This is a genomic window from Kitasatospora atroaurantiaca, assembly GCF_007828955.1.
GTDB classification, from domain to species: Bacteria; Actinomycetota; Actinomycetes; order Streptomycetales; family Streptomycetaceae; genus Kitasatospora; species Kitasatospora atroaurantiaca.
Window position 1 is genome coordinate 3,624,000 of record NZ_VIVR01000001.1, and the last position, 23,726, is coordinate 3,647,725.

Genomic DNA, 23,726 nt, shown 5'->3' on the forward strand with positions numbered 1-23,726 from the left:
CGCCCGATCTTCCCAGAAGCGTTACAGAGAACACCTGTTCCCCGGGCGCTTGTGCTGCTTAGGCTCCGCGTGCACACGACGGCGTGTGTGACTCGCTCGATGCCATCGACCGGACCGGTGGCACGGCCCGTACGGAAAGATCACATGGACTACTGCGCGTCCTGCCGGCGTTACCTCAACGGCGCTCTGTCCTGCCCCGGCTGTGGAGCGTCCGACGGCTCCCTGGGCGCCCCGCCGCAGTACCGCCGGCCCGCCGAGCCCTACCGGGCCGAGGCGGTGGCGTACGCCGCCGAGCAGCCGTGGAAGGGCGAGCAGCCGTGGCGCGGCGAGGAACCGTGGCGCGGCGAGGAACCGTGGAGCGGCGAGGAACCGTGGAGCGACGACGGCCGGTACGCGCCCGAGGTCGAGCCGGCCCCGCCGGGGGCCGGAGCCCCCGCGGATTCGCCCGGGCACGGCGGACGGGCGGCGAGCCGGGCGAGCCGGGAGCAGGTCGGCCGGGAGCAGGTCAGCCGGCGCCGGCCGAAGCGGCGGCGCGGAGTCCTGGTGCTGGCCCTTGCCGGTCTGGTGATCGGAGGGCTGGGCGCGGCGGTCCTCTCCTCGGGCCACTCGGACGGTGCGATGACCCCCGCATCCTCGCCCGAGTCGGGGCAGGCGCTGCCTGGCGGCGGAGCCATCGCCGACCCCGCCTCCGGGCAGACCCGGGCCGGCACCCAGGGAACACCGGGAGCGCAGCGGACCGGCACCGGCCGCCCGACCGCGTCCGCGTCCACCTCTGCCGGCGCCTCCGCCTCGCCGAGCACCTCCGGCCAGGCCTCGGCCAGCGCACCCGTGACCGCCGCGACCGCACCCGGCGGGGGTGGCACGTCGTCGGCTCCGCCGGCGCCGCCGAAGCCGAGCACCGCCGCGCCCAGCCCGACGCCGACGCCGACGCCCACCTGCACCCGTGTGCTCTTCTGGTGCTCCTGACGCCCATGACGAGGGGGCGGATTTTAGCGATCGACACACCGGGGGCGTGCGATCTTCCCAGAAACCTCACGCAAGATGTCTGTTCTCCGCACCGGCACGCTGATTAGGCTCCGGGGGCACACGGGACCCGTGTGATCCCAGAAGAACCACCGGCCCGGTCCGGTGGCGCAGCACGTACGGAAAGATCACATGGACAGCTGCTCGTCCTGCCGGCGCCCTCTCGACGGCGCGAAGTCCTGCCCGGAGTGCGAGGCCACTGCGGAGGTGTCTGCTGAGGCGCCGGCCGAGGTGCCTGCGGCGATACCTGCGGTGGTGGCCGTCGAGCCCGCCGAGGCCGCCGAGACGCCGACGGCCGTCGAACCGGTCCCCGACGATGCCGAGCCGGAGGCAGAGCTCGCTCAGGACGAGGAGGAGCCCGAGCACCGCCCGCGCCGGCTCACCTGGTGGCAGGGCGCGCTCGCCGCGGCCGCGGCCGTGCTCCTGGTCGGAGGCCTCAGCGCGGTGGCGCTGTCCTCGGGCGGGTCCGACGGAGCCGGTACTCCGGTGACGGCGCCCGACCCGGCCGCCACGGCGGCGTCCGACTCCCCCAGCGCCTCGCCCAGCGCGAGCGCGACGCCGTCCGGTACGGCCCATGCCCGGCCGACGCCGTCCGCCACGGCCTCACGCCCCGGTTCCGCCGGCTCCACGGCCCGGGTGACCGCACCGAGCAGTCACCCCGCCCCGCACCCCACCGGCTCCGCGCCCTCGACCACCCCGCCGGGTCAGCACTCCCCGCAGCCCAGCCCCAGCCCTACGGGCCGCCCCACCTGCCTCCTGCTGTGGTGCAACGGCAACTGACACCCGGCCTCGGCTCGGGCAGTCCTGTGCTGCACCGGGTCCGTGTCGGTCACTAGGCTCGTAGGTAAGTGACCGAAGGAGGTGGAGGTCGTCATGACTACCACCGGACAGACGGCCCCGGCACGGCTGCGCGAATACGTCGACGCCGGCGGAGTGCGTACGTACTACGAGGTCGAGGGCGACGGGGAGGCGTTGATCCTGCTGCACGGCGGCCTCTGCACGGTCGAGACCTTCGAGGGCCAGACACCCGTGTTCGCCGAGAAGTACCGCGTGTACGTCCCGGAACGGCGCGGGCACGGCCGTACACCGGACGTCGAGGGTCCGATCACCTACGAGGTGATGGCGCAGGACACCATCGCCTTCATGACGGCCCTCGGCATCGACTCGGCCCACCTGGTCGGCTGGAGTGACGGCTCCCTGGTCGGTCTGCTGGTCGCCCTGCGCCGACCGGAGCTGGTGCGGAAGCTGGTGCTCATCGGGCAGTACGTCAGCCTGGAGGGCGCCACCCCGGAGGGGCGGGAACTCATGGCACGGTTCACGCCCGAGACCCTCCCGCCCATGCTCGAGCACCTGTACGCGGCCGTGTCCCCCGACGGGCCCGAGCACTTCAGGGTGGTCTTCGACAAGATGGCCCCGCTGTGGCGCAACCCGACCGGGATCGCCGTGAGCGACCTCGCCGGCGTCACCGCCCCGACGCTGGTGCTCCTGGGCGACGACGACCTCCTCACTATCGAGCACGCGGCCGCCGTCCAGCGCGCCCTGCCGGACTCCCAACTGGCCGTCGTCCCCGGCGCCTCGCACGCACTGCCCATGGAGAAGCCGGAGCTGACGAACCGTCTGGTCCTGGACTTCCTGGCCGACGAGCAGGTGCCGAAGATGATGGCGATCAGCGACCTCCTCGGGAACCTCACGGACCCAGCTGGTCCGTGAACCGCCTGAGCGCCCGGCCGCCCAGCGGCTCCAGCAGCGAGTGCAGGGCGCGGTCGGCCAGCCGGATGCCGGGGACGCGCAGTCCGCCGAGGAAGGCGAACCTGGTCCCCTCCCCCTCCGGCACGGCTGCCATGCCCCCGAGCACGAACCTGCTCTGCATCAGGCACCAGCCGGGCCGCAGCACGACGTCGAAGCGAGCCCGCAGGCCGAACGGACTCCGGGCCCGGGCTTCGAGGCGCTCCCCGGCCGCCGAGGTCACCGTGAAGGATTTGATGTCGGTGATCAGCAGGGGAAGTTGGTGTTCGAGGTCGGAGGCGAGCGCCCAGACCCGGTCGAAGGGCGCGTCGAGCAGGTGCTCCGCGTAGCTGGTGCCCGGCGTGGTGCGGGCGACGACCCGCAGCCTGCGGACGGCGTCGAGTTCGGCGACCGGCCAGGATTCGTTCAATGTCCCCACGCCTTCCGGAAGTTACGGCGGGCCCGGAACAGCCGGGTCCGCACCGTGGGCTCGGGCACCCCGAGCAGCGCACTGACCGCGTGCTCGTCCAGCCCTTCGAGATCGCGCAGCACCAGCACGGCCCGGTGCGCGGGAGACAGCCGCTCCAGCACGTCGCGTACGTCGGCGGCGAGTTGGGGGTCACCCTTCGCCGGGACGTCCTCCAGCGGGTCGGGGACGGCCCGGGCCGCCGCCCGTGCGACCCGCACCGCCTCCCGGACGGCGATCACCCGCACCCAGCCGAACAGCGCGGCCGGCTCGCGCAGTTGACCCAGCCTGCGGAAGACCACGATCAGCGCCTCCTGCGCCGCGTCCGGCCCGTCCTGCAGCGCGATCGGCCCGCACAGCCGCCCGACGTACGGCGTCAGCAGGTCCAGCAGCTCCTGGACCGCCATCCGGTCGCCGCGCTGGGCCGACCGTACGAGCGCGGTCAGTTCAGGCGGGTCGGCGTGCGCCGTTGGCATGGCTTCCTCCTTGACGGGGCGTCGGGAGGAAAGAGTGCCGCGAGCGGCCGTACGTTCCCTGTGGCGCGCGTCACAGTGTGGCGGAGTGTGCTTCGGGTGCGGAAAATGTGGCCGCGCCGGGACGGATCTGGCAAGATCACGCTGCCGCGTGGCGCGAAACGGCCCCGACAGCAGGGAGATTCGCGACCCGAGCGGCCATCGAACATCTCTCCTGGGGGAATTTGCAGTGCGCAGAGCACGCATAGCAGGACTGACCGCGCTCGTCCTCTCCGTCACCGCCGGCCTGCCCGTGAGCGCGGCCTTCGGCGCGGGGCAAGCCGATGCGGGCACTCTCCACGTCAACAACGCGGCCGGCGCGAACTGCTCGGACACGGCTCCCGGGAGCGGCAGCGCGGCCGTTCCCTTCTGCACGATCTCGGCCGCCGCCAAGGTCGTCACGCCGGGCCAGACCGTGCAGATCGCCGGCGGAAGGTACGCGGAAGAAGTCCACCTCACCCGCTCCGGCGAGCCCGGCGCCCCGATCACCTTCACGGGACCGGCTTCGCCGGAGAGCAAGGGCCTCGGTCCCGTCTCGGTCAACGAGACCTCGGGTTACACCCACGCCTTCTTCCTCGACGGCGTGCACGACATCAACGTCAAGCACGTTGATGCTCGTGGCGCTCAGGAAGCCGTACTGGTTCAGGACTCCAGCCGGGTGACCGTGGACGACGCCAGCGTCCCCCGCCGACCAACTCCAGCCTGAACTTCGCCGCGGGCCGGACCGTGGCCAACCAGGTCACGGTGCCGATCGAGCCGGACGGCACGGTCAGACTCTTCAACCACAACGGAAGCGTCCACGTCATCGCCGATGTCCAGGCGTACTACGGCGACAACATGTGGGCCACCAATCCGTTCCTGACCACCACCCCGACCCGCGTGCTCGACACCCGGGCCGGGTCCGGTGGGCAGATCGGGCCGGACGGCACGGTACGCGTTAAGGTCCGCGGCGTGGCCGGTGTCCCCGACACCGCGCGCGCCGTGCTGGTGAACGTGACCGCCACCGGGCCGTCCGCCGGTGGCTTCCTCACCGCCTACGCCTCCGGGGACAAGCGCCCGGCCACCTCGGTGGTCAACTTCACCTCGGGAGCGACCGTGCCCAATCTGGCCTGGGTGCCGATCGGGGTACGACGGTTGCATCGAGCTCTACAACCACAGCGGGTACGTCGACGCCGTCGTCGACCTCCAGGGCTTCGAGGCCGGCGAGTCCTGGCGCGGCTGATCCGCCCGACCCACCCGCACGGCCCCAGGGCCCGGCGCGCGCACGCTCCCGTGGTGCGTGCGCCGGGCCCTCGGCGCTGCTGAAATGGTGGACGGATGGAGAGGAGGAGCCCATGAGCACCACCGTTCGGCTCGCGCAGCAGCCGGAGGCCGACGAACTGCTCGGGCGCAGCCCGCTGGCCGCCCTGGTCGGCATGCTGCTCGACCATCCGAACCGTACGGACTAGCAATGGTCGAAGGGCCTGAGAGTGCCCCGCCCGGATCGGCCCGGACGGGGCTGTGACGTGCTAGCGAGACTTACGGACGGTGCACGGTCGGCATGCCCATCGGATGAACGGCGGACCGCTTACACGCTCCACGGAGCCCACAGGAACGGGCGCCGTGGTCGTGGCACCACAGCGGCAGCACCGCACGGGAGCCGTTTCGATCCGAGGCCAGCACTGCCCGAAGGCGTTCGCGTGGTCACCCTGGTGGAACGGGTCCAGTGCGCACGGGATGCGGTTGATCCCGATGGCTGGTCCGTTCTCCCATCCGGGACGGCGCGCGCCGCATGTGGGCTTCTCAGTGGCAGCGAGCGTCATCACGCCACCGCCCCAGCGAGCACCTGGGCACCGGGGTAGGTGTAGCCGGGGTCGGGCTGGTTTGCCGGAATGTTGAGCGCCCGCCGACGGATGGCTTGCTGCTGCTCTTCGTGCCGGGCCACCCACAGGGGCACCACGCGGACGGTTGCGGGCGGGGGCATCTCCACATAGGGGGCTTCCTGCACCTTCACTCGGACGGCGTGACCGCGCAGGATGGGCGGCTTCGGGACGATCGTCCGGCGGAGCAGATGAACGGGGATGGGGCGCTGGAGAGCGGAGCACATCGGCAGCGTGTTGAGCGGTCGCACGGGTGCGGACTCGTCACGGTCCCAGGACGGTCGGCGCTGTCCGGCAAGCTCCACAAGGATCGGGCGAATGTCCCTGTCCCCTGCCCGGTGTCGGCCCGTGGGCTCGTCGGTGGCACCGGAGATCACCCAGGCCAGCAGGCCGGCAAACAGCAGGCACAGCACCCAGGCGCACGCCCAGGCAGTAAGGTCGGTCATGTCGAGGCTCCCTAAAGCTTCGGCCATGCCCCAGGACGGTTGGCGCCGTCGCTGGGGTCTCTTTGTTGTTGTGGTCCGACCGTATTCGGACTCAGCCAACTTGTCTAGGTCGTCTGACTGGTACAGCTTGTCTGAGTGGTCGGTTTCCGGTCAGTTGTCTACGCTTCCGCCATGCCCGAGCAGCAGAGAGACCCGCACGCACCGACCGCCCCATACCGGCAGGCGCTTGCGGTGGTGGTCGCGGAGATCAACGCGGGTGCGTACGACAAGGGCAAGAGGCGCTTCCTTTCCGAAGCCCAGCTCTGCGCGAGGTTCGGGATTGCGCGAGAGACCGCCCGGCGGGTTGTTCGAGAGCTGCGCGAAGTTGGCCTTGTCTACACGGAGTGGGGGCGCGGAAGTTTCGTAGTCGCTCCCGAAGATCGACCAGCCCAAGAAAGCGACTAGCCCCGCCCAGGTTGGTCCCAGGCGGGGCGAGTCTGCACAAACGAGCCCTCAGCTCCTACGGTGACGGCCCCTGCCCTTGCGCAGCAACGCAACGGGGGTGTCTTCCTGCGGCGCGGCGAAATCAGAACCGCGCCGAACGATCACCGGATATGCATCGGCGTAGGTGTCGGCGACGCCTACCGGCTGCCATGCCTGCCCGTCCCACTCCACCACCAGGCGCGGGGTGTCCTGAAACAGGCAGCCCCGTTGGACCGTCGGGTCAAGAGTCAGTGCGTCTCGGACGCCAGGCGGCCGGTTGCCGTCGGCCCGCGCGGCGTACCAGTCGGACACGGTCTCGTCGTCGGGTTCGAGCACGGCTGATCCTCTCGCACGGCGTCACTCCGAGGTTATCGGCCAGCGTCGTCCGGCGGGATAGTGCCGGGCCAACCGAACAGGCCGAGGATCGGGCGCTTCCGCAGTTCATCGGCGTACGCGGTCGAGCCGTCGAACTCACGGAAGTTGGTGATTGGGTCGTCGGCGGCGTGCAGCATGGCTACGGCACAGGTGAGACAGAAGTCCTTGCCGGTGTCGAGATCCCGGAGGTTCGCGTAACGCTGACAGCCGGACCACTGGCACATTCGGCGGTGCTTGCCTCCGGTCGTGCGCTTCCGCGACATGCTGAGCCGTCCTCGGCCTCTCTATTTGGGTTCCTGGTTGAGCACCGAGAGCCGCTGTGCTGAGCGCAGGCGCAACGCGGAAGGCGCGTCGGGCTGATCGGACAGCCACTCGCCGAGCGTTCCCCGCAGTCGGCCTGCAAGGGACAAGAAGTCCTGTCCCCCGAGGTTTGGCGGAAGGGCCTCGCGCAGTTCCTCGTTGTCCTCGCCCAGGTCCAGGAGCTTCCGCAGCGCCCAGTGAACGGTCAGGAGTTGCACGCCGAAGGTGATGTGCAGGCTGTGCTCTTCGGTGCTCTGGCCCGCGTGGACCCATCCCCGAGGGATGAACAGTACTTGCCCGGCCTGCAACGTGACTTCGAAGTCCGGTGCGCTGGTCTCGAACCGTTCCTTGTCCGCCGGGTCGAATCCGATCTTGGACCAGTTGTGGTGTTCGAGTGGGTTGCGGAACGTCGGGGCGAAGATGCGCCAGAGCTTCGCGCCCTCGGTCTGCGCGATGAAGACGTGGTGGCAGTCCCAGTGCCACCCGAAGCCCTTAGCCCGACCTGCCGGGGTGAGGTAGAAATTGCCGGTCACCGGGTGGCCGAGCATGGATGACAGTTCCTTGCAGAACGTCACGATCGGCGGGTACGACCGGTGAAGGCCGTTGAGAACTAGGGTGTCCGTCAGGTGGTCGGCGGACGCGCGTTCTGCGGTAAGCACGCCGTCTCGGACCATGCCGAACCCAGCGGGGCGGATATCCGGGTCGGCCAGGATTTCGCGGGCTGCCTGCCGGCTGGCGAGCCGCTGTAGGTCTGTGGCGTCTCGCTCGTACACCGTGGGGGCCGTCGGCCATGCGTCGCGGAAGCTGTCCGGGTTGTCGACCAGCCTTGAAAGGGCTGTCTGATGCACGGTGGCTCTCCCTTCTCGTAACGTGGGGAGCGGCGACCGCCCCAGTTGCGTTGGGGCGGTCGCTGCCCATCCGGGGCGTGTCAGACGGTCAGGTGGTCGTACTGACCGGCGGCGAAGGCGGCCTTGAGCTTCGCCATCTCGCCGCGCGTCAGCTCGACCACGGCGTTCTCGTTGTTGACGTTGGCGAACGCCACCATGCCGTTCTGCATCTCGGCGAACGCCCCGCACTCGACCTTGTCGTCAAGGTGCGAGTCCATCGCCACCGACCAGTTCAGGCCGGGGTGCGACGCCGGGTCGAAGTCCACAGGCTTGCTCACGTGCGTTCCTCCTCTTGTCGGTTGGGTACGGAAAGCTGCCGTACCCAAATGGGTGTTTCAGCCCATCCCAGCCGTCCGGCCTGACCGATAGTTGCCGGTACTGGGCGGGGTAGTGCCCCGCTCCGGCTCGTTGTGGGGGAGACCACCTGTTGTGTAGACGAGTACCGGAGCGGGAGTCTTGGAGGGGTTAGCCGACCGGCTCGCCCTTGATCAGCAGGGGCAGCCCCTTGCCGTCCCGTCGGGCTTCCCACGCCTGCCCGATGCGCTGACGCTGGTAGGGCTGGGCGTACTCGTGCAACTCCGTCATGGGCACGAATCGGTGGCCGTTCAGGTGCTCGCCGGTCTTGATCCGGTCCACCTGCCGGGCCTTGAGAATGCCGCCGTTGAAGACGAAGTTGAGCCCTTCCGGGTACTCGCCGACCGGTGCGTAGTCCACCGCAACGAGCTCCCACAGATCGAGCACGAGCCCGGTTTCGATCAGCAGGTGTCGCGCGGCAGCCTCGTTCGGCGCTTCGTCCTTTTCGGCGCTGCCTCCGGGCAAGATCCATCCGTCCTTGTAGTTCGGATCGACCATGAGCACGTCTCCTGCCTCATTGAAGGCGATCACGACGCCCCCGACACGGCGAGCGGGCGGATTGGGCATGAGGGGGTTCGGATGCAACGCGCTCTCCAGTGATCAGCAGTCAGTGAGGTTCAGTGCATAAGCGCGGACGCCAGCAAGGCGGCGACGAAGGCGAAGAGGCCAGCCACGGAGACCGCGTAGGCCATGAGCGCCTGCGGTGGGTCCGGGAGCCCCTTCCGGGCCCGTTCTGCCATCTCGTGGTACTCGGCCTGGTCGTCGGTCACGTCGGATGGCTCCCCGGATTGGCCAGCTTGGCGCGCAGTGCCGCTCTGTGAGCCTGTCGGGCGGCTCGCCCAACGCAGTCAGGGCAGATCGGCAGCGTCGCCGGCCCCGTGCCAGTTCTCAGGTCGAAGGTCAGGGCAGCGGTAACGATGTTGGGGCGCTGGCAGCAGAAGCATCGGCCCAACGCCCAAGTCAGGGGCTCGGGTTCCGGAAGCTCGTCACCCGGAATCCGGTAGAAGACCGGGGCGGTCACGCGCTCAACTCCGCTGGTAACGCCGATGCATTGGGGGCGTACTGCGCCTGGGCCCCGAATGGCCTGCCTGGGGCGACACGGGGACGGCTTGCCCTCATGACCGGGACCAACTCCGGTACTGGAGAGAGTGGTTCGATATCAGAGGGAGAGGTATCCCACTCCACCCCGCCAGCCTTCGGCCGAAGGTAGACCCTGCCGCTCTGCTCGCCCATGTAGACGCCCTGAGCGCCGTTGTGGGCGCCGTCGCGGACCATCTCCCCAACCTGGGGCCGATAGATGGGCCTGTGCGGCCCTCTGCGCGTCGCCACCACTCCACCTCCCGAGAAATGCTGAGTGCCCGTCACGTCCGAAAGACGGTACGGGCACTCACCACACGAGAGGGGGACTGGTTGTCCCCCTACCTAAAATGACTACGCGGCCACTCCCAGTGACTCCGCCAGTGCGACGGCCGACGCCTTCAGCGGGCCCTTGGCGCTGCGCTCAAGGGCAGCGGCCAGCGTCCTGGCGTTAGGCACGTACTTGACGCCCTCGTTGGTGACCCCGACAGCTTCGGACAGGTAGTGGACTGCTGCCGCCGTCTCCTTCTTCAGGTGGTGCCCGTAGGCGATGTCCAGCAGCAGACGAGACCGGCGTTCGAGCGAGCCGATGGACGCCGGGTCGATGCTCTCAGCACGCGCCAGCGCTTCTCCCGGCTTCACCAGGCCGACACCGATGGTGACGCTGTGGACGTCCACGTTGGACATGGCGAAGGCCGACTGAGCGTGCCAGTACCCAGCCGGGAGCTTCCGTGCCGTCTCTTCGGCCTCAGCAAGGTACCGCTCAGCAGGCCCCGACTGTCCATCAAGGCCGTGGGTGCATGCGGCTTGAAGGTTGAGCTGACCATAGGCAGCCAGTACGTCAGCCCCGCCGGTCTCCAGCATCGGCCGGACCAACGCCATGCCCATTTCGGCGGTCTTCACCGCCTCCTCGTAGAAGCCTGCCGCACGTTGACCGATGCTCACCGTCCATGCGCCCAGAGCCAAGCTCACCGGCTCGTCGGCGTTCTCGCTGGCGTCCCGAGCACGATCCAGCGCCATCCAGTACAACTCCGGTTCGGAGATGTGCGCGAGCATGCGTTGCACCAGGCGGTACAGATCCCCCATGGCCGCATACGCGGTGCGGCGCTCGCTGCCCTGGTGGTACCGGACACTTGCGTGTGCGGCCCGGATCAAGTCCGGCAGGATCGCACCAACTGCCGTGCGCTGCTCGGGCGACGTGTGCCAGAGTCGCCACGCCTGTTCGACCCTGCCCTTGAGTACTGACGGGGCCGTAACCTCCGGTGGGGCCGGGAGGAAGCTCACCGTGTGCATGGCGCTCCGGATCTCCGGAACGGACACATGGCTGACCTTGCCCATGTCGGCCGCCGGGATGCTCATGTCCCCGCCGGTCAACACCTTCACGTCGTCCACGTGGAGCACCTGGGCCAACTTCAGCAGCATCGGAACGCCGTGAAGCTCTCGTTCCCCAAGCTCAATCTTCTTCAGCCAGTCCGACGACCGGCCGACCAGCCCGGCCGTCACGGCGCGGGTCATGCCCCGACGCTCCCGGATCGCCCGGATTCGCTCGCCGGTCGTGAGTTCTGCGGATAGGTCGCTCATTGGCCCTCTCCCGTGACACGCACTCCTGTGGTAATCAGCGTAGCCCTGCTATCTCATACCCGTGCGGTACGAGTTGACGCCGGGCCAGGGTCACGGTAGGTACTCGTCGGCCATGGCGAAGACTCCCCCGCCAGGAGTGCCCGCCCTGAGACGCAGAGAGACCCCGGCGACGCGTTCACCGGGGTCTGTCCACACTCACAGTCGGTCACTGAAACCCCCAGGCCGGCGGGGCGCCTTTAACTGCATATATGCACTCCAATGTATGATCATGCGCCGCGGGAACCTAAGCCGCGAGCTGCACCCACTCATCCCAGAGCACCCACGGCGCGCCGGTCGGTACCCACCGGCCGGACTCAGCCGAGACAGTCCACTCATGCATGCCGACCACTCCCCCGACCGTCAGGGAGTGTGCGACGAGCCGGAATCGCTCTCTTTCAACAGGCAGGAATCTGGCCGTAGTTGAGCTGTAGACGTAAAGCGCGCGGGTCAACTCATCCTCCGTGTAGACGTATTCAGGCTCTGTCGGGTAGTCGCGACCGGCAGGCACCCATGCCCGCAAGCCCCGCGCCACCCGAGCGAAAATCTCGGTACGGATCTCAACTGTCGGCTTGCTCCCCCTGGACATGCGCGTACGCGCCACCCCCCAATCTCTCGGCCGGACACTCCTTCGCATCCAGACAACTGGTTGAACGTACACCTAAGTACTGACAATCGGCCACGACTTAAGAGAACCTAAAGTTCGCAGGTCAGAGCCTTGACAAGGACATACCTGACGCATCGTCGGTAATCGAGACCTTACCTAGAGAGACGCGCATCCCCGCCGAAGGTTGCACGCGATTTTAGGGAATTTTCTGACGGGCAGTCACGTATTCAAGTGTCCGGAACATGCCATTTTTGGGAAACGAAAAAAGGCCCCCGCCGTAGCGGGGGCCATCTTGGACCACCTACGGACGTCCGTAGGTGGCCACTCCTTCTCGTATCTCACACAGGCCGGGCGCTTCACATGCCGCCCCCTTCCCCGTGGCGCCACCAGCACGGCCACTGTCGCAGCCAACCGCGCTCTTCCTGCCTTCGTCTCCAGCGCTCCCGGAGCTTCACCACCGCGCCACCCGTTCGGCAGTTCCCAGGGTTGCCGTGCGGAGCGGCGAACGGTCTCCCTCAACCTTCTCGGCCTCTCGCGCGGCGTCGATCAGCCACGCTGCGAGGTTCCTTGCCTCAACCGGGGTGAGCTTCGCGCGGTCGCCAGGTACCGCGATGCTGACGTGTCGCGCTTCCTTGTCGTTGTGCCAACCAACCACCTTGCCGCCGGCCTGAGTGACAAGGGTGGCCTTCGTCTCACGAGAGACAGTGAACACGGTTGCTCCTGTTGCTAGTTGTCTGTGGTGTTGTAAAGCTCGTCAATGAGTGCGTCGGCGTCGTGGTCGCTCATGTCCACGCTCGCCACGGTGCGGCCGTCGGCGGCCTGTAGGTGCATCTCCACGCGGCATGCGTACCGGGTGACTTGGACGGTTCCGCCATCTGCGGTGCTGAACCTCAGGGGGTCACGCGGCCTTGACCCACAGGGCGGCGAACCGGTCCTTGCCCTTGCTGCGGATGACGCTCATTCGCGCCCGAGGCAACCCCATGTCGGCGGCAAGCTCGTCGTCGTTGTCGGTGCCGTAGTAGCCGACCGGGGCAATGCCGGTCAGCGCCATGAGTACGTGGCGCTGCTGCTCGCCCATCTTCCCGAGCGTGCCGTGAACCTTCTCGCGGGTCTGGTTGCGCCGCTCCGACACGAAGTCGGCGGACTCAAGTAGGTCTTCGGGGATGCCGGTCTTGCTCACGATGGTGTCCGCGAGCGTGGCGAAGTCGCCGGGGTTGTCGCTCTCGCTGCCCTTCACGGGCGCGTCAAGGTACTCAAGCCCCTGGTATGCCAGACGAGCCGCGTAGGCCGTCTCAGAGGTCATCCGGCGCGCTCCCATGGCTTCCGTGGTGGTCACCAGGTATTCGGCTTCGTAGGGGTCTCCGGCGGACAGCGAGAGTGCCCGCTCAAAGTCGGCGGCAACGGCCCGGCTGACCCCTTGCCGGGTCTCTTCCTTGCGCTCGTCGCTCATGGCGCCCTTGACGGTCTTGTCCATGAACGCGAAGAACTCGGCGACCGTCGTCCCACGGAATCGGGCGAGCCCTTCCCAGACGGCAATCCGGCCGACCTGGGCCAGGTCCTCAACAAGCTCCGGATCGGTCCTGCCGGCTCCGGACGCGTATCGGGCGGCGAGCTGAGTCACCCGCTCTTCGGTCGCCTTGACGACGGCCGTGACCGCCTCAAGGTCGTTGTTCTTCGCGTCGGCAATCTGCTGCTCGGTAAGGTCGATCACGAGTGTCCCCCTGGGCCATGAGATGTGGTTTCAAATCCCCTTGAGCGCAAGGACTTCCCGGATTCGCGCCGTTCGTCGTTGCTGATACGAAGCTATGGCGGGACGGGTTGGCCAACCCGATGGTTCGGACACGCTTGATCTTCTGACCTGCGGTTTCGGTATGGGCTGACACTGAGCCGATACGGCCGGGTCGCTCGTCTCATACCTGGGAAGGACCCCAGCCGACGAGCGTTACCCGGTCGTTACCTGAGACCGCCTACGGACGTCCGTAGGTGCCAGAGCCTGGCTAGAAGTCAGCCCCGTAGAGCGAGCCCCAGGACCGGCCGCCTATCTCCGCCTCAGCGGTGATCGGCACGCCGTAGAGATCCATGGTCATGCACCGCTCGAACTCGCGGGCGTACTCCTGCGCCTCGCCCTTCGGGACGGATGCAAGGATCTCGTCGTGAATCGGCAGGCGCATCGCGTCCAAGATCCCAGCCTCTTCGGCGTTGAGCATTGCCTGTCCCAACAGGTCGCGAGCTGCCGACTGACACGCGTAGTTCACCACTGCATAGCTCCGGTCCCTATCCAAGGGAAGGCGTCGGCCGGTAGCCGAGATGTAGACCATTCCCGACCCGCGCGCTTCGCGCTGCCAGCGAGAGCTAGCCCGCTTGATCTCCGGGTACAGACGGTCGTACGCGGCAACCGCCCGCGCAATCTCGTCTTCTGGCGCTCCGGTCTGCCTTGAGATCGTGCTGATACCGCCGCCGTAGACCTTCCCGAAACCGGCCCCCTTGAAGATCTTCCGGTCCTTCGGGGTGGCGCCGTCGCCCTTGACCAGACGAGCCGTGAAGGCGTGAATGTCCTCACCGGCTAGGAAGCCCTCGATCATCCGCTTGACCCCGGCGAGAGCGGCCAGGACGCGCATCTCCACGGCCTGAAAGTCAGTGCTCACCATCACGTGTCCGGGGTCCGCCAGCAGGCAACGCCGGATCATCTGATCGGAGCTGGGCAGGGTCTGAACGGCCGGACGGGTCACGCTCATTCGACCGGTGCGAGCGGCCAGAGTGTTGATGAACGGGTGCACACGGCCGTCAGCATCCACCGTCTCAAGGAAGGTTTGCGCGTAGGTCGTCCGCCACTTCCCCGACCGCTTCGCGTGAAGCACCGCTTCTGCCAAAGGGTTTGGAGTGCGAGCCCCCAGGCGCTGCCACTGCAAGTCCCGATCAGCGAGCGCGAGAAGTACGGCCTTGTCCACCTTGACCGCGCCGGCCCCGGTGCGCTCCGTCAGCAATTCCCCCATGCCCGTGAGTGCTTCGGCTATCTGCCGGGTGGAGTTGACCGATTCGACACCGTAACGGGCTGCCTTCTCGGCGTAGTTGGATGCCTCTTCGGCCAGGGTGGCGTCAAGCTCGCGCGTGAACTCTTCGTCAAGAACGAGCCCCCGACGTTGCATGATGGTGCAGATCCGGGCTAGCTCGTGCTCGTACTCGGCGAGTGCGTCACGTACCCCGACATGGGCAAGCTGATTGGTGAGGATCGGGTCCAGACGAGCCGTGTAGATCACGTCAAGTCCCGCGTAAAGATTGTAGGTTGGGTGCTCAAGGTCGATCCGGGCGAAGCCCGTTGCCTTCGTGAACCCGAGACCACGGAAGACCGACGTCAGGTCCCCCTGAGTGTCGGGGGCGGACGGATCGACGTAGTACCCGCACAGGGGCTTGAGGGCTGTTCCTAGCCCGCCTTCCTGGGGCTGCCTCGGGTCGAGAAGGGTCGCCTTGATCCGGGTGTCCGTGGTGCGGGGCGCCAGCGATTCGACCGACACCCCCGCGTGGCGATCCAAAACCAGCCAGTCGAACGGCGCGTTGTGGATCAGGAATCGCCGGATGTTCTCAAGGGCCAGACGCGCGACCGACTGAAAGAGCCCGCCGCGCTCCCAGTGGATCACCCACGCGTCGGACCGGTCCCCGAACTGGACCGTACGAAGGCGGTAGTGATCGGCGAAGATATCAAGGCCGCTGGTCTCCGTGTCCAGCGCGATCGGCCCCCGGCGTGACGCTTCGCGCGCCCACTGGGTGAACTGTGCAAGGTCGTCCGCGTTCTGCGGTACGTGAATGGTGACGGTCTCGCCCGCCACGTCGTGAAGGTAGGTCCGCATACCGCCGCAAGGGGGCACCTACGGATGTCCGTAGGTGCCCCGTGGTGGGCCGGTCAGCTCTTGAAGATGCCGGGTGCCGTGCTGGTCTCAGCGGGCAGTCGAAGGCCGGCCAGCCCGACCCCCTTTGCGGTCTTCTTCCTGGCCACCCCCCGCTCTTCCATGGCGTCGTAGAACGCGCGCCGTGTCCAACGCTCTCGGGCGGGCAGGTTCTCGGCTTCCGCCCAGTCCAAGTAGTGGTTGAAAGCCTCCGTCCCGTTCATCACGTCGGCGTCGGTCCCGCGCTCAAGGGCACCGGGGAAGAACCCAGCGAGCGCGTCACTGGTCTCCCGGTATTCCTTGCTCGCGCTCGTGATGACGCTCGGGTCCTTGAGTCCGTCGCGGTACCACTCGACAGCCCCCCGGACCGCCCAGGCGGCAATGCCTTCGGCTTCGGCGCTGAGCTTCCGGTCAAGGTCGTAATCCCGCTCGTGCGGAGCGAACCACCGGACGAACGGCACGAGCTTGACCCTTCGCCAAAGCCCCTCGTCCTGGCCGCGAAATCGCGGCTTATGGTTGGTCGCCAGGATCAGCAGGAAGCTCGGGCGGAAGGTGAAGAACTCCTGTCGCAGGAACCTTGCGCTGATCTCGTCCTTGCCCGTGGTGCGCTTCAACACCGCCTCACTCATGGGCTTTCCGCTCTCACCTTCGGACGCCATGACGAGCCGTGCGCCCCTGAGCGCGGCAACATCGTTCGGGATACCACCGGACGACTTTTCCTCAAAGGTGCTGAACGGCGTCGTCTTGCTGACCTGACGGAACACACGGGTCAGCGTGTCCGTGAAGACCGACTTGCCGTTCGCGCCCTTCCCCCAGGCGACCACGAAGCACTGTTCATCGGTGCTGCCCGTGATGCCGTAGCCGACGAGCCGCTGAAGGTAGCCGGGTAGGTCGGGGTTCCCTGGGAAGATCTCCCGCGTGAAGCTCTCCCACCTGGGGCACTCGGCATCCGGCCGGTAGTCGAGATCAAGGCAGTACGTCAGCATGTCGGCCTTGTCGTGCGGGCGGAGTTCGCCGGTCGGCAGGTGGACCGTGCCGTTCTTGAAGGACAGCAACTCGGGCCGGGCGTCGAAGTCGGCAGCGTCCACGTAGACGGTTGGCACGCTCCGAAGCTCCGTCATGAGAGCGTCGATGCGAGACGTCATGGTGAAACCGCGCGCCTTCTGAGTCTCGCCGGCCAGGACGAGCGCGGCGCCCATGCGGTGAATCTCCTGCCGCACACGGACCGTTGAGCGCTCCCAGGTCTTCCCGGACCACACGTAGTAGCCCAGGCCGGGCGCGTACTTGATCCTGCCGTCCGTCCAGGCGACCAGGGCGTGAGCGTTCATGGCGTCGCTCTCTCCGTACCGGCTGATCAGTCCGGCGAGGATGCGCGCGGCTTCCATGCCCTGATCCCCGGTGACGACTCCCGCGCCGGTTCGGTCAGTCAGCTCCGCCGATACCGCGCGGGCCTGTGCTTCGGCGGAGTCTCCGGCGGGGCGGGCTTCCTTCACCGCGCGGTGGAGTGCGAGGGGGAAGCCGATCGGGTCGCGTGCTCGCCAGTCCGTGAGGTCTTCGCCCTGATTGGGAACCGTGAGCGCGTAGACCGTGACCCCGTGGGCTGCCAGTCCCTCAGTGAGACGAGCGGTGAAACCCTGTCCGGCAGGGTCGTTGTCTCCGCAGACCACTACCTGACTGCCCCGGAGTCCGGCGGCAAGCTCTTCGCACAGCTCCGGCGAGCCGGCGAGCGACGCGCCCCGGACGGCTACGGCGTCGTACCCCATGGCGACAGCCGTGAGCGCGTCGCCTGGGCCTTCCGTGACGATGGTGGTCCCGTAGCCGCCCTGCCCCCGGAAAACGCCGTACAGCCCCCAGCGCTGCCCTTCGGGATTGCGGAGCGACACCCACCGCCCAGGACACCCGCCGGAGAGGTCTCGCCCCTGTAGACCACGGGCCACCCCACGGAAGTCCCTGAGCGGCACCGTGAGCCGGGGATAGCGGGTGAACGCCCGTGACCGGTAAGGGAAGTTCGGGACGCTGAATCCGTCGTCGGCTCCAAGGGAGAGGTCACGGGCAAGGTCGTCGTCCACGCCGAACCGGTCGCCAGCGTAGGTGAGCGCCTGGTCCCCGACCTGGGATGCCGGATCGTGCAGCCATGCGGCGGTGCGGTCAACGTACATCGCGAGTGCGGCAGTCGGACCGGGGCCAACGACGGACGGGCGCCCACGGGGAACCGTGATCGCGTCCCCCTCAACGTCGAACAGGTCTGTCCAGTTGAGCCGTGCGGCCTTACGTACGGCGTCCGTGTCGCACCCGGCGCGGCAGGACAGGCGGACCTTCCGGTCATCCCCGACCCAGAGCCGAAGGGACGGGCGGGAGTCGGCATGTGCGGGGCAGCGGGCAAGGTACCCGTCGGCCTCTTCCTGCACATCGGCGAAGCGGGCAAGTAGGTCGTTCAGGTGCATGTGTGAGTACTCCTTCTCTCACCTGCCCTTGAGCGCAAGAACTTCCCGACTTGCTCACTTTCCGTTACCTCCGCGGCCGTCGCTATGTCCGTTTCTGCCCAGGTTCACCCCAGCACGACGAAACCGCGGAATCTCACCGAGTGTGACGACGAGCCGCGCGGACGTCTCCCAGTAGTCGAGCGAACCTCTCAAGGTCGGTGGTCGCGTACCACCGCCCGGTGTCCAGCCCTCGGAGCGAGAAGCCAAAGCCGTAACGGTCCGCGAAATCACGGGACTTGAGCCCCAGGGCAAGCCGTACGCGTGTCCACGTGCGAACCGTGAAGTGGACCTTGCCCGCCCGGACGTTGGCCCGCCGGACCTTGACCACCGCAACCCCGTACGGGAATCCCGCGTGTTGGGCCTCAACTTCCGCTTGCCTCAGGAAACTTGGAACGGTGGGCTTCGCAACGTCCTTCGCCTCAAGGACGAAGGGCACGGCGTGCACGTCGCCCACGTCACGCGCGCCTTCCTGGGCCGGTCGCCGGACGTTCATGCCGTCGAACGGGTCGAGAAGCCTGCCGTACTCGTCCACCTGGCCCAGCTCCACGTTCAGGTAGTCGCGCACACTGCTCTCCCAGGCGGTCCCTTTCTGCTTGTTGGGGTTAGCCACGGGACCACCTGGCTTCGGCACCACGGCCGACAGCCGCGCCGATGGCTTCCGCGTACCGTGCCCAGTCCGGGCGAGTCTCCGCCCCAGGGACGATAACCACCGTGTCCCGCTCGCCCATTGCCCGTAGATCCCCCAGCGCCGGAGCGCTCTGCCTCTCTACTGTCCTGATCATCCGTCCCCCTCAGAGCACCTACGGACGTCCGTAGGTGGAAACACGAAAAGGGCCGGACCGCCCCAGAATTGGAGTGATCCGGCCCTTTGCCGGGCTGTCAGTGCGGCAGCGCCACGCCGGACAGGACTAGCCGCACGTGCTCGGCGGCAATCCATTCGGTCCGCAGGCTCTTGCGCTTCGTGAAGCCCGACTCAGTACCGGTCGGCTGCACCTTGAGCATGGGCCGAAGTCGGCCGTCCACCAGGTGAGCAGTCACCTTCTTCACGATGGCGTCGCTCATGCGCACCCGATTGCCCTGCCGTGCGGCGTAGGCAATCAGATCCCCCGCGTACAGCTCTTCGCCCGCATAGTCGGTGACGACTCCTCGCTTACCCATCGCCTTCCCCCCGTTCCTTGTGATTCATCAAATGCAGATAGGCCGTGAAAGCCTGCTGACTCATGGCGCCGTTGCCGATCGCCTTGAGCTGCCGCGCCCGGTTCAGGCCGGGAATGTGAGTGACCCACCCCCGTGGGAGCCCCATGAGCCATTCACCGAACACCGCAGCGAGCCGACGTCCCCCGCGCGGACCGAACTCAACGGGGATAGGCGCTGGACTGCCCAAGATGACTTCCCAGCGGTGAACGGCTGGGGCGTAGTCCGCCCACCACTCCTTCGGGGAGTGGAACACCCCTGGCAGCGTCTCCTCAGCTTCGTCCGGATCGACCGGCAGCAGGAACGACACCTCGTCGTCAAGGTTCGGGCCGTGCCCGCCCGCACGGCGCTTGTCCGGGTGCTGCGGTGCGCCGTTGCTGCCCAGGTTCGCCGTCGGGGTCTTGAAGAGCTTGTGAGCCCTGTTCTTGTCGAAGAGCCGGGCCACCGTGGTCACAAGGTCGTCCCCGCCGGCTCCGTCCCGGTCAGCCTTCGCGAAGTCCGGTCCCCGTGATCCGTCCGACGCCGTTGGGGTCGGCAGTAGGGGTAGCGATGCAGAACCACCTATCGCGCACGTGGGCGGCTCCAGTGCCGGACGCGCGGAAGCAACACCATCGTGCGTCATACCCGATCGTGGCCAGTCCCCCGAGTACTTCCGCGAGCCCCCGTCTTCGGATAGCGGCAACGTTCTCCAGGAAGACGAGCCGGGGTCGAAGAACGCGAACGGACTCAAGGACACTCGACCAGATACCCGACCTCTCGCCATTGAGCCCCACCCGCTTCCCCGCGTTCGAAATGTCCTGGCAGGGAAAACCTGCCGTGATGATGTCCACCTGGCCCGCAAGGGCGGACCAGTCAACCTGAGTAATGTCCCCCAGGTTCGGGGCACGGGGGTAGCGAGCCGCCGTGATCAGCGATGCGTACGGGTCAATCTCCGCCACGTACCGCACACGCTCACCGGTCAGCGCCTCAACGGCCCGCCCCAACCCCCCGTAACCCGCACAGAGTTCTAGAATCGGCACCGCTAGAACTTCGGGTCGGCAATCGCGTCGTTCCACGACTTGAGCACCTTGACGACCGGCTTGAAGTAGCTGACGTCACGGCCCTTCTTCGTGGTGTACTCGACCAGTTCAATGGTCAGCTCCGCCAGCGCCGGACCGCCCACGCGAGAGAGCGAGTTGTCCAGCTCGTGAAGCACCTCCGCGAGCTTCCAACTACCGGTCTGGAACCTGAACTTCCCAAGCTCCGGATCGTCGGCCAGCTTGAACGTGACTGCGATGGACGGCCCCGGTCCCATCTTCCGCTTGTGAGCCGCCTTGCGGTCTTCCATGAGGATCGGGCAGCCGCACGGCCGACCGACCAGGTCATCCGGGGACAGGAACTCGACACCGTCGCAGTGATGCACGAGCGTGCCGGAGTTCCACAGCTTCATGTCCGAAGTCACAGACTCCGGACCGTCAATGACGACCAGAACCTTGGCCTTGCCGGTCTGGACCTCAATGTTGTTCTCGGCGGCACTCTCCTCGTCGGTGACCGGCGTACCGCCGAAGAGCTGGGCAACCGCCTGGGCGGCCTCGGGGTCGCCGGTCGTGATCCGCCAGTGCGGCAGCGCAACCGGGATGTTGTCCACCTGCCGACCGGAGTGGAAGCGGGCGACCACGTCATCAGCGAACTGATTGCCCTTCGGGCGCGCGTCCGGGTCGGTCTCGAAAATGCGAATCGCCAAAGCGAACTCTCCCCCTGTGTGTGCTTGTTGAGAGAAGAGGCGAACGGGGCCACGGCGCCCACCTACGGACGTCCGTAGGTGTCTCTCCTGGTGTGCTCGCCCGTCCGCCTCTTCTACTTGCGCTAGAGCGCAGTGACTTCCCGCCTAGCGGGAGCGGCGCTGAGTGCCCGTGACGAGCGCCTGAGCGGACGACGCAATTGCCCGACCAATGACGGTCTTTGAGGTCTCCCGATCCCAGGTGAAGACCTTCCGGAGCGTCACGAACATGTCGAACACGTCGGCGTCGATCCGGACGGGCTTGAGCGCCCACTGATCGGCCGTGATGTGCAGCACCGCCGCGCCGTCCAGCTCCGGCATGGGCTCGCTCGTCCCGTCCGGCGAGATGATCCGGTCAGCGTTGGCGTACGCGGCCATCTGGAGAGCCACATCCGGGTAGGTGTCGGCCGACGTCTTCCAATCGACCATGAGCAGGAGTGGTACGCCGCTCCGGTCCGGGGTCGGCTTCCGGTCGGCGTCCACCCAGATTCGGAGGATCGCATCAAACGAGCCGGCATAGCCGTACGAGTCCGACCACGCGCAGTCCTCTGCCCGGACAAGCTCCGGGTTCACGGCTGCCAGGAAGTCCACGAAGAGCGCCCGGTACGGCTCAAGGTCGGGGTGCACCCTGCCGACGGACTCGCCCCTGATCAGCCGCTCGAAGAGATCGTGCGCCTTGCTGCCCAGGTCCGCACGGATCTTGGTGTACCGCCGACTGGCCCCCTTGAGGTAGTCAACGGCCCCTTGCCGGTCGCGCTCTGCCATCTGCGCCACGAACGGCAGGGAGTCAACCGCGAGTTCGGCCGTGAGCTTCGCCGACCAGAAGGCAAGGAAGGGCTTCGGCAGCATGCCGATTACCGACGTGACGCCGGGTAGCTTGATCTCCGGCCGGTCCGGGTCGATGTAGAACCTGCTGCCGCCCCGCTGGATAGTGCGTACTGCGCCCATGTGCGCCCCCTTCGGGCTCGTGTGTCTGTCACACGGAGGGAGAGCGCAACGACTTCCCCAGGGCGGCCGGTGGCGGTTTGGTGCTTTGTCGGGCTGTCCGGTCTAGCTCGGGAGTTTTCATGGGGAGTTGGAGAGGGGAACCAAAACACCACTTCACCACTCCGAGCCCGCGCACCCGCTGTACGGCCGTCAGCAGACGCGCAGAAGCCCCGCCCGACCGCTGGGGCCGAACGGGGCTGGGGTAGCTGCACAGGGCGACTACGGGACGTCCTGAGGCTCTTCCGTCACCCGGTACTCGAACCGCTTGAAGACCAGCGGCTCACCGGAGCGAAGCACGTCTAGCGCGCTCTCCTCGCTGTCCGTCCACCCGGCAGCGTTGATCAGGATGAACAGCATGTGCGCGGCAATGTCGGCCGTCTCGAACGTCCGGCCTTCGGCGGGCGGACCGCCCAGCTTCTGGGCTGTCGCTCTGAACACTTCTCCTCCTACGGGACGGGCCCCGCCCCGGCCGGTGAGACCAGGGCGAGGCTGTACGGGCCACCTACGGACGTCCGTAGGTGGCGCCGATCGGTCAGAGCGTCTTGAGGATCGCGGCCATGCTCTCCATGAGCGTCTTGAGCTCCGCGCGGGCGGTCGCCTTGTCCGTCTCTTCCTTGAGCTTCGGGGCGTTCTCGGCAGCCTTCTCGGCAGCGTCCTTGAGCGCACTCAGGTTCGCGAAGAACCGGGGAGTATGTCCCTTCTCCCCGTCGCCTTCGCCGTCCCCGCCGTTCCCGCCCTCAAGCTCACGCTTCGCCCGAAGCTCTTCGGCCTTCGTCAGCTCCGGCAGCTTGTAGAACTGAACCACCGCGTCACCCAGCTTCGCATCCGGGAACGCTTCCGCTGCCTTCTTCCAGCGCGGGGCGTCGGGGTGCTGGTCGCCCTTCTCGCTCAGCTCACGGTGGTACAGCACTGCCGCCGTGCGGCTCTGGTCCTGAACCGAGCGTACGAGTGAGGCGAGCTGAAGGCGGGCTTCCTCGTCGTTCTCGACACCCAGGGCCTGACCGGCAGCCGCGTACGCGTCCTTGGAAATCTGCTTGCCTTGGGCGGTGGTCGCCTGCCAGTCCGGCTCACCGTTCTTGTCATCGATCAGCACACGGGCAGAGAAGTTGCTCTGTGCGATCTCAAGGGCGAGATCAGAAGCCTTCCGCTGGATCGCGAAGCCGTCGGCGATCTTCTTAGCGGTCTCCCCGACACGCTTGACCGTCTCAGGGTTCGTCCGGTAGTCGACCGTGTGCAGGATGACGACCGCCTCAACGGGCTTCGCCTTCGCGGCCTTCTTCGCCGCACGCTGAGCCTTCGCAACGGCCTTCTCGAACTCGTTGCGAAGCGTGGCCTTCTCGGCAGCGACGCCGGTCCCCCTGAGTTCGCCGATCAGCCGGTGAACCTCCGCTGTGAGGTTCTCCAGCGCCTCGGCGTTCCCCTCCGCCACGACCGACGCAGCACGCGAGATCGCATCCCGGATCTCGTCAACCTTCTTCTCCCGCGCGGTCTTCGGCTTCGCGGTCTTGCTGTCCTTCGCGGCCACGGTGTTGCCCCTCCTGCTTCCGCTCCGCCCTGTGCGGTGCTTGCGAGAACGACACTAGGGCTTCGCCGCGATGCGCGCAACAAAAACACGTTTTCTCACTCGACCGTGGCACCTACGGACGTCCGTAGGTGAGGGCACGCAAAAAGCCCCCTGCCGAAGCAGGGGGCTGGTTCAATTCGCGTGTTGG

At 67.3% G+C, this 23,726-nt stretch carries 28 protein-coding genes and 1 pseudogene; 7 read left to right on the top strand and 22 right to left on the bottom strand.

The features are described from left to right. The first annotated feature begins 144 nt into the window (after positions 1 to 144). From FB465_RS35830 to FB465_RS16685, 3 genes are all read left to right on the top strand, one after another. Complete coding sequence (locus FB465_RS35830) at positions 145 to 966, top strand: SCO2400 family protein (RefSeq protein WP_170290608.1); 822 nt, start codon at positions 145 to 147, stop codon at positions 964 to 966. A 264-nt stretch (positions 967 to 1,230) separates the two neighbouring features. After that, positions 1,231 to 1,803 (top strand): hypothetical protein, encoded by a 573-nt coding sequence (locus tag FB465_RS16680; protein WP_145791558.1) that lies wholly within the window; start codon positions 1,231 to 1,233, stop codon positions 1,801 to 1,803. A 93-nt stretch (positions 1,804 to 1,896) separates the two neighbouring features. Beyond that, complete coding sequence (locus FB465_RS16685) at positions 1,897 to 2,733, top strand: alpha/beta fold hydrolase (protein WP_145791560.1); 837 nt, start codon at positions 1,897 to 1,899, stop codon at positions 2,731 to 2,733. On the opposite strand, the gene FB465_RS16690 is transcribed toward FB465_RS16685, so the two are convergent. Both FB465_RS16690 and FB465_RS16695 read right to left on the bottom strand, forming a co-directional pair. Continuing rightward, the gene (locus tag FB465_RS16690) at positions 2,711 to 3,178 is read right to left on the bottom strand and encodes a hypothetical protein (protein ID WP_145791561.1); all 468 of its coding nucleotides are present in this window, start codon (positions 3,176 to 3,178) and stop codon (positions 2,711 to 2,713) included. The genes FB465_RS16685 and FB465_RS16690 overlap by 23 nt on opposite strands. Further along, on the bottom strand, positions 3,175 to 3,690 hold the full coding sequence (locus tag FB465_RS16695) for an RNA polymerase sigma factor (protein ID WP_145791563.1): 516 nt from the start codon (positions 3,688 to 3,690) through the stop codon (positions 3,175 to 3,177). The genes FB465_RS16690 and FB465_RS16695 overlap by 4 nt, the downstream gene beginning before the upstream one ends. Before the next feature lie 226 nt (positions 3,691 to 3,916). Here FB465_RS16695 and FB465_RS16700 point away from each other — a divergent pair, with 226 nt between their 5' ends. From FB465_RS16700 to FB465_RS16710, 3 genes and pseudogenes are all read left to right on the top strand, one after another. Further along, complete coding sequence (locus FB465_RS16700) at positions 3,917 to 4,432, top strand: right-handed parallel beta-helix repeat-containing protein (RefSeq protein WP_145791564.1); 516 nt, start codon at positions 3,917 to 3,919, stop codon at positions 4,430 to 4,432. Positions 4,433 to 4,452: 20 nt separating this feature from the next. Continuing rightward, entirely contained in the window at positions 4,453 to 5,031 is a 579-nt protein-coding gene (locus FB465_RS16705; RefSeq protein ID WP_145791566.1) for a hypothetical protein, read from the top strand. A 29-nt stretch (positions 5,032 to 5,060) separates the two neighbouring features. After that, positions 5,061 to 5,153: pseudogene (locus FB465_RS16710) on the top strand (HhH-GPD-type base excision DNA repair protein); the annotation flags it as partial. Positions 5,154 to 5,527: 374 nt separating this feature from the next. Here the strand turns inward: FB465_RS16710 and FB465_RS16715 are convergent. Beyond that, on the bottom strand, positions 5,528 to 6,031 hold the full coding sequence (locus FB465_RS16715) for a hypothetical protein (RefSeq protein WP_145791568.1): 504 nt from the start codon (positions 6,029 to 6,031) through the stop codon (positions 5,528 to 5,530). 171 nt (positions 6,032 to 6,202) lie between these two features. Here FB465_RS16715 and FB465_RS16720 point away from each other — a divergent pair, with 171 nt between their 5' ends. Beyond that, positions 6,203 to 6,475: a GntR family transcriptional regulator gene (locus FB465_RS16720; RefSeq protein ID WP_145791570.1), complete on the top strand. Its 273-nt coding sequence runs from the start codon at positions 6,203 to 6,205 to the stop codon at positions 6,473 to 6,475. A gap of 48 nt (positions 6,476 to 6,523) precedes the next feature. Here FB465_RS16720 and FB465_RS16725 read toward each other — a convergent pair whose 3' ends face one another. The 19 genes from FB465_RS16725 to FB465_RS16815 all read right to left on the bottom strand — a co-directional run bounded on the left by FB465_RS16725 (position 6,524) and on the right by FB465_RS16815 (position 23,539). Next, positions 6,524 to 6,829, bottom strand: coding sequence for a DUF6087 family protein (locus tag FB465_RS16725; RefSeq protein WP_145791572.1), 306 nt, complete (start codon positions 6,827 to 6,829; stop codon positions 6,524 to 6,526). A 32-nt stretch (positions 6,830 to 6,861) separates the two neighbouring features. Further along, on the bottom strand, positions 6,862 to 7,131 hold the full coding sequence (locus tag FB465_RS16730) for a hypothetical protein (RefSeq protein WP_145791573.1): 270 nt from the start codon (positions 7,129 to 7,131) through the stop codon (positions 6,862 to 6,864). A 21-nt stretch (positions 7,132 to 7,152) separates the two neighbouring features. Continuing rightward, a complete protein-coding gene (locus FB465_RS16735) occupies positions 7,153 to 8,016 on the bottom strand; it encodes a JmjC domain-containing protein (RefSeq protein ID WP_145791575.1) in 864 nt (287 codons plus the stop codon). Positions 8,017 to 8,096: 80 nt separating this feature from the next. Next, positions 8,097 to 8,333 (bottom strand): hypothetical protein, encoded by a 237-nt coding sequence (locus FB465_RS16740; RefSeq protein WP_145791577.1) that lies wholly within the window; start codon positions 8,331 to 8,333, stop codon positions 8,097 to 8,099. 187 nt (positions 8,334 to 8,520) lie between these two features. Further along, positions 8,521 to 8,976 carry an NUDIX domain-containing protein gene (locus FB465_RS16745; RefSeq protein WP_145791579.1) on the bottom strand — a complete coding sequence of 152 codons (456 nt, stop codon included), beginning with the start codon at positions 8,974 to 8,976 and terminating at the stop codon, positions 8,521 to 8,523. Positions 8,977 to 9,026: 50 nt separating this feature from the next. Next, complete coding sequence (locus FB465_RS35835; RefSeq protein ID WP_170290609.1) at positions 9,027 to 9,179, bottom strand: hypothetical protein; 153 nt, start codon at positions 9,177 to 9,179, stop codon at positions 9,027 to 9,029. Positions 9,180 to 9,840: 661 nt separating this feature from the next. Beyond that, positions 9,841 to 11,067 (bottom strand): helix-turn-helix domain-containing protein, encoded by a 1,227-nt coding sequence (locus FB465_RS16750; RefSeq protein ID WP_145791580.1) that lies wholly within the window; start codon positions 11,065 to 11,067, stop codon positions 9,841 to 9,843. A gap of 1,094 nt (positions 11,068 to 12,161) precedes the next feature. Further along, on the bottom strand, positions 12,162 to 12,422 hold the full coding sequence (locus tag FB465_RS16755) for a hypothetical protein (RefSeq protein ID WP_145791582.1): 261 nt from the start codon (positions 12,420 to 12,422) through the stop codon (positions 12,162 to 12,164). Positions 12,423 to 12,608: 186 nt separating this feature from the next. After that, positions 12,609 to 13,421 (bottom strand): sigma factor, encoded by an 813-nt coding sequence (locus FB465_RS16760; protein ID WP_170290610.1) that lies wholly within the window; start codon positions 13,419 to 13,421, stop codon positions 12,609 to 12,611. 286 nt (positions 13,422 to 13,707) lie between these two features. Further along, positions 13,708 to 15,534: a DNA polymerase gene (locus FB465_RS16765; protein ID WP_211785799.1), complete on the bottom strand. Its 1,827-nt coding sequence runs from the start codon at positions 15,532 to 15,534 to the stop codon at positions 13,708 to 13,710. A gap of 74 nt (positions 15,535 to 15,608) precedes the next feature. Then, positions 15,609 to 18,035 (bottom strand): phage/plasmid primase, P4 family, encoded by a 2,427-nt coding sequence (locus tag FB465_RS16770; protein WP_145791587.1) that lies wholly within the window; start codon positions 18,033 to 18,035, stop codon positions 15,609 to 15,611. Positions 18,036 to 18,168: 133 nt separating this feature from the next. Continuing rightward, positions 18,169 to 18,684, bottom strand: coding sequence for a hypothetical protein (locus FB465_RS16775; RefSeq protein WP_145791588.1), 516 nt, complete (start codon positions 18,682 to 18,684; stop codon positions 18,169 to 18,171). Positions 18,685 to 18,953: 269 nt separating this feature from the next. Further along, complete coding sequence (locus FB465_RS16785; protein ID WP_145791591.1) at positions 18,954 to 19,232, bottom strand: hypothetical protein; 279 nt, start codon at positions 19,230 to 19,232, stop codon at positions 18,954 to 18,956. Then, on the bottom strand, positions 19,225 to 19,722 hold the full coding sequence (locus tag FB465_RS16790) for a DNA (cytosine-5-)-methyltransferase (RefSeq protein WP_145791593.1): 498 nt from the start codon (positions 19,720 to 19,722) through the stop codon (positions 19,225 to 19,227). The genes FB465_RS16785 and FB465_RS16790 overlap by 8 nt, the downstream gene beginning before the upstream one ends. Positions 19,723 to 19,750: 28 nt before the next feature. Next, positions 19,751 to 20,323, bottom strand: a complete 573-nt coding sequence (locus FB465_RS16795) for a DNA cytosine methyltransferase (RefSeq protein ID WP_342791811.1) — start codon at positions 20,321 to 20,323, stop codon at positions 19,751 to 19,753. Beyond that, positions 20,290 to 20,991 (bottom strand): recombination directionality factor, encoded by a 702-nt coding sequence (locus FB465_RS16800; RefSeq protein WP_145791595.1) that lies wholly within the window; start codon positions 20,989 to 20,991, stop codon positions 20,290 to 20,292. Before FB465_RS16800 ends, FB465_RS16795 begins: the two co-directional genes overlap by 34 nt. 144 nt (positions 20,992 to 21,135) lie before the next feature. Further along, positions 21,136 to 21,975: a hypothetical protein gene (locus FB465_RS16805; RefSeq protein ID WP_145791596.1), complete on the bottom strand. Its 840-nt coding sequence runs from the start codon at positions 21,973 to 21,975 to the stop codon at positions 21,136 to 21,138. A gap of 258 nt (positions 21,976 to 22,233) precedes the next feature. Continuing rightward, positions 22,234 to 22,452 (bottom strand): hypothetical protein, encoded by a 219-nt coding sequence (locus FB465_RS16810; RefSeq protein WP_145791598.1) that lies wholly within the window; start codon positions 22,450 to 22,452, stop codon positions 22,234 to 22,236. A 94-nt stretch (positions 22,453 to 22,546) separates the two neighbouring features. Further along, positions 22,547 to 23,539, bottom strand: coding sequence for a hypothetical protein (locus tag FB465_RS16815; protein ID WP_145791599.1), 993 nt, complete (start codon positions 23,537 to 23,539; stop codon positions 22,547 to 22,549). Positions 23,540 to 23,726: the final 187 nt, after the last annotated feature.

Coding starts and splice junctions, on each gene's coding strand:
- FB465_RS16720 (WP_145791570.1), top strand. CDS start 6,203: ATGCCCGAGCAGCAGAGAGACCCGCACGCACCGACCGCCCCATACCGG.
- FB465_RS16730 (WP_145791573.1), bottom strand. CDS start 7,131: ATGTCGCGGAAGCGCACGACCGGAGGCAAGCACCGCCGAATGTGCCAG.
- FB465_RS35830 (WP_170290608.1), top strand. CDS start 145: ATGGACTACTGCGCGTCCTGCCGGCGTTACCTCAACGGCGCTCTGTCC.
- FB465_RS16685 (WP_145791560.1), top strand. CDS start 1,897: ATGACTACCACCGGACAGACGGCCCCGGCACGGCTGCGCGAATACGTC.
- FB465_RS16750 (WP_145791580.1), bottom strand. CDS start 11,067: ATGAGCGACCTATCCGCAGAACTCACGACCGGCGAGCGAATCCGGGCG.
- FB465_RS16770 (WP_145791587.1), bottom strand. CDS start 18,035: ATGCACCTGAACGACCTACTTGCCCGCTTCGCCGATGTGCAGGAAGAG.
- FB465_RS16745 (WP_145791579.1), bottom strand. CDS start 8,976: ATGCCCAATCCGCCCGCTCGCCGTGTCGGGGGCGTCGTGATCGCCTTC.
- FB465_RS16805 (WP_145791596.1), bottom strand. CDS start 21,975: ATGGGCGCAGTACGCACTATCCAGCGGGGCGGCAGCAGGTTCTACATC.
- FB465_RS16785 (WP_145791591.1), bottom strand. CDS start 19,232: ATGGGTAAGCGAGGAGTCGTCACCGACTATGCGGGCGAAGAGCTGTAC.
- FB465_RS16715 (WP_145791568.1), bottom strand. CDS start 6,031: ATGACCGACCTTACTGCCTGGGCGTGCGCCTGGGTGCTGTGCCTGCTG.
- FB465_RS16695 (WP_145791563.1), bottom strand. CDS start 3,690: ATGCCAACGGCGCACGCCGACCCGCCTGAACTGACCGCGCTCGTACGG.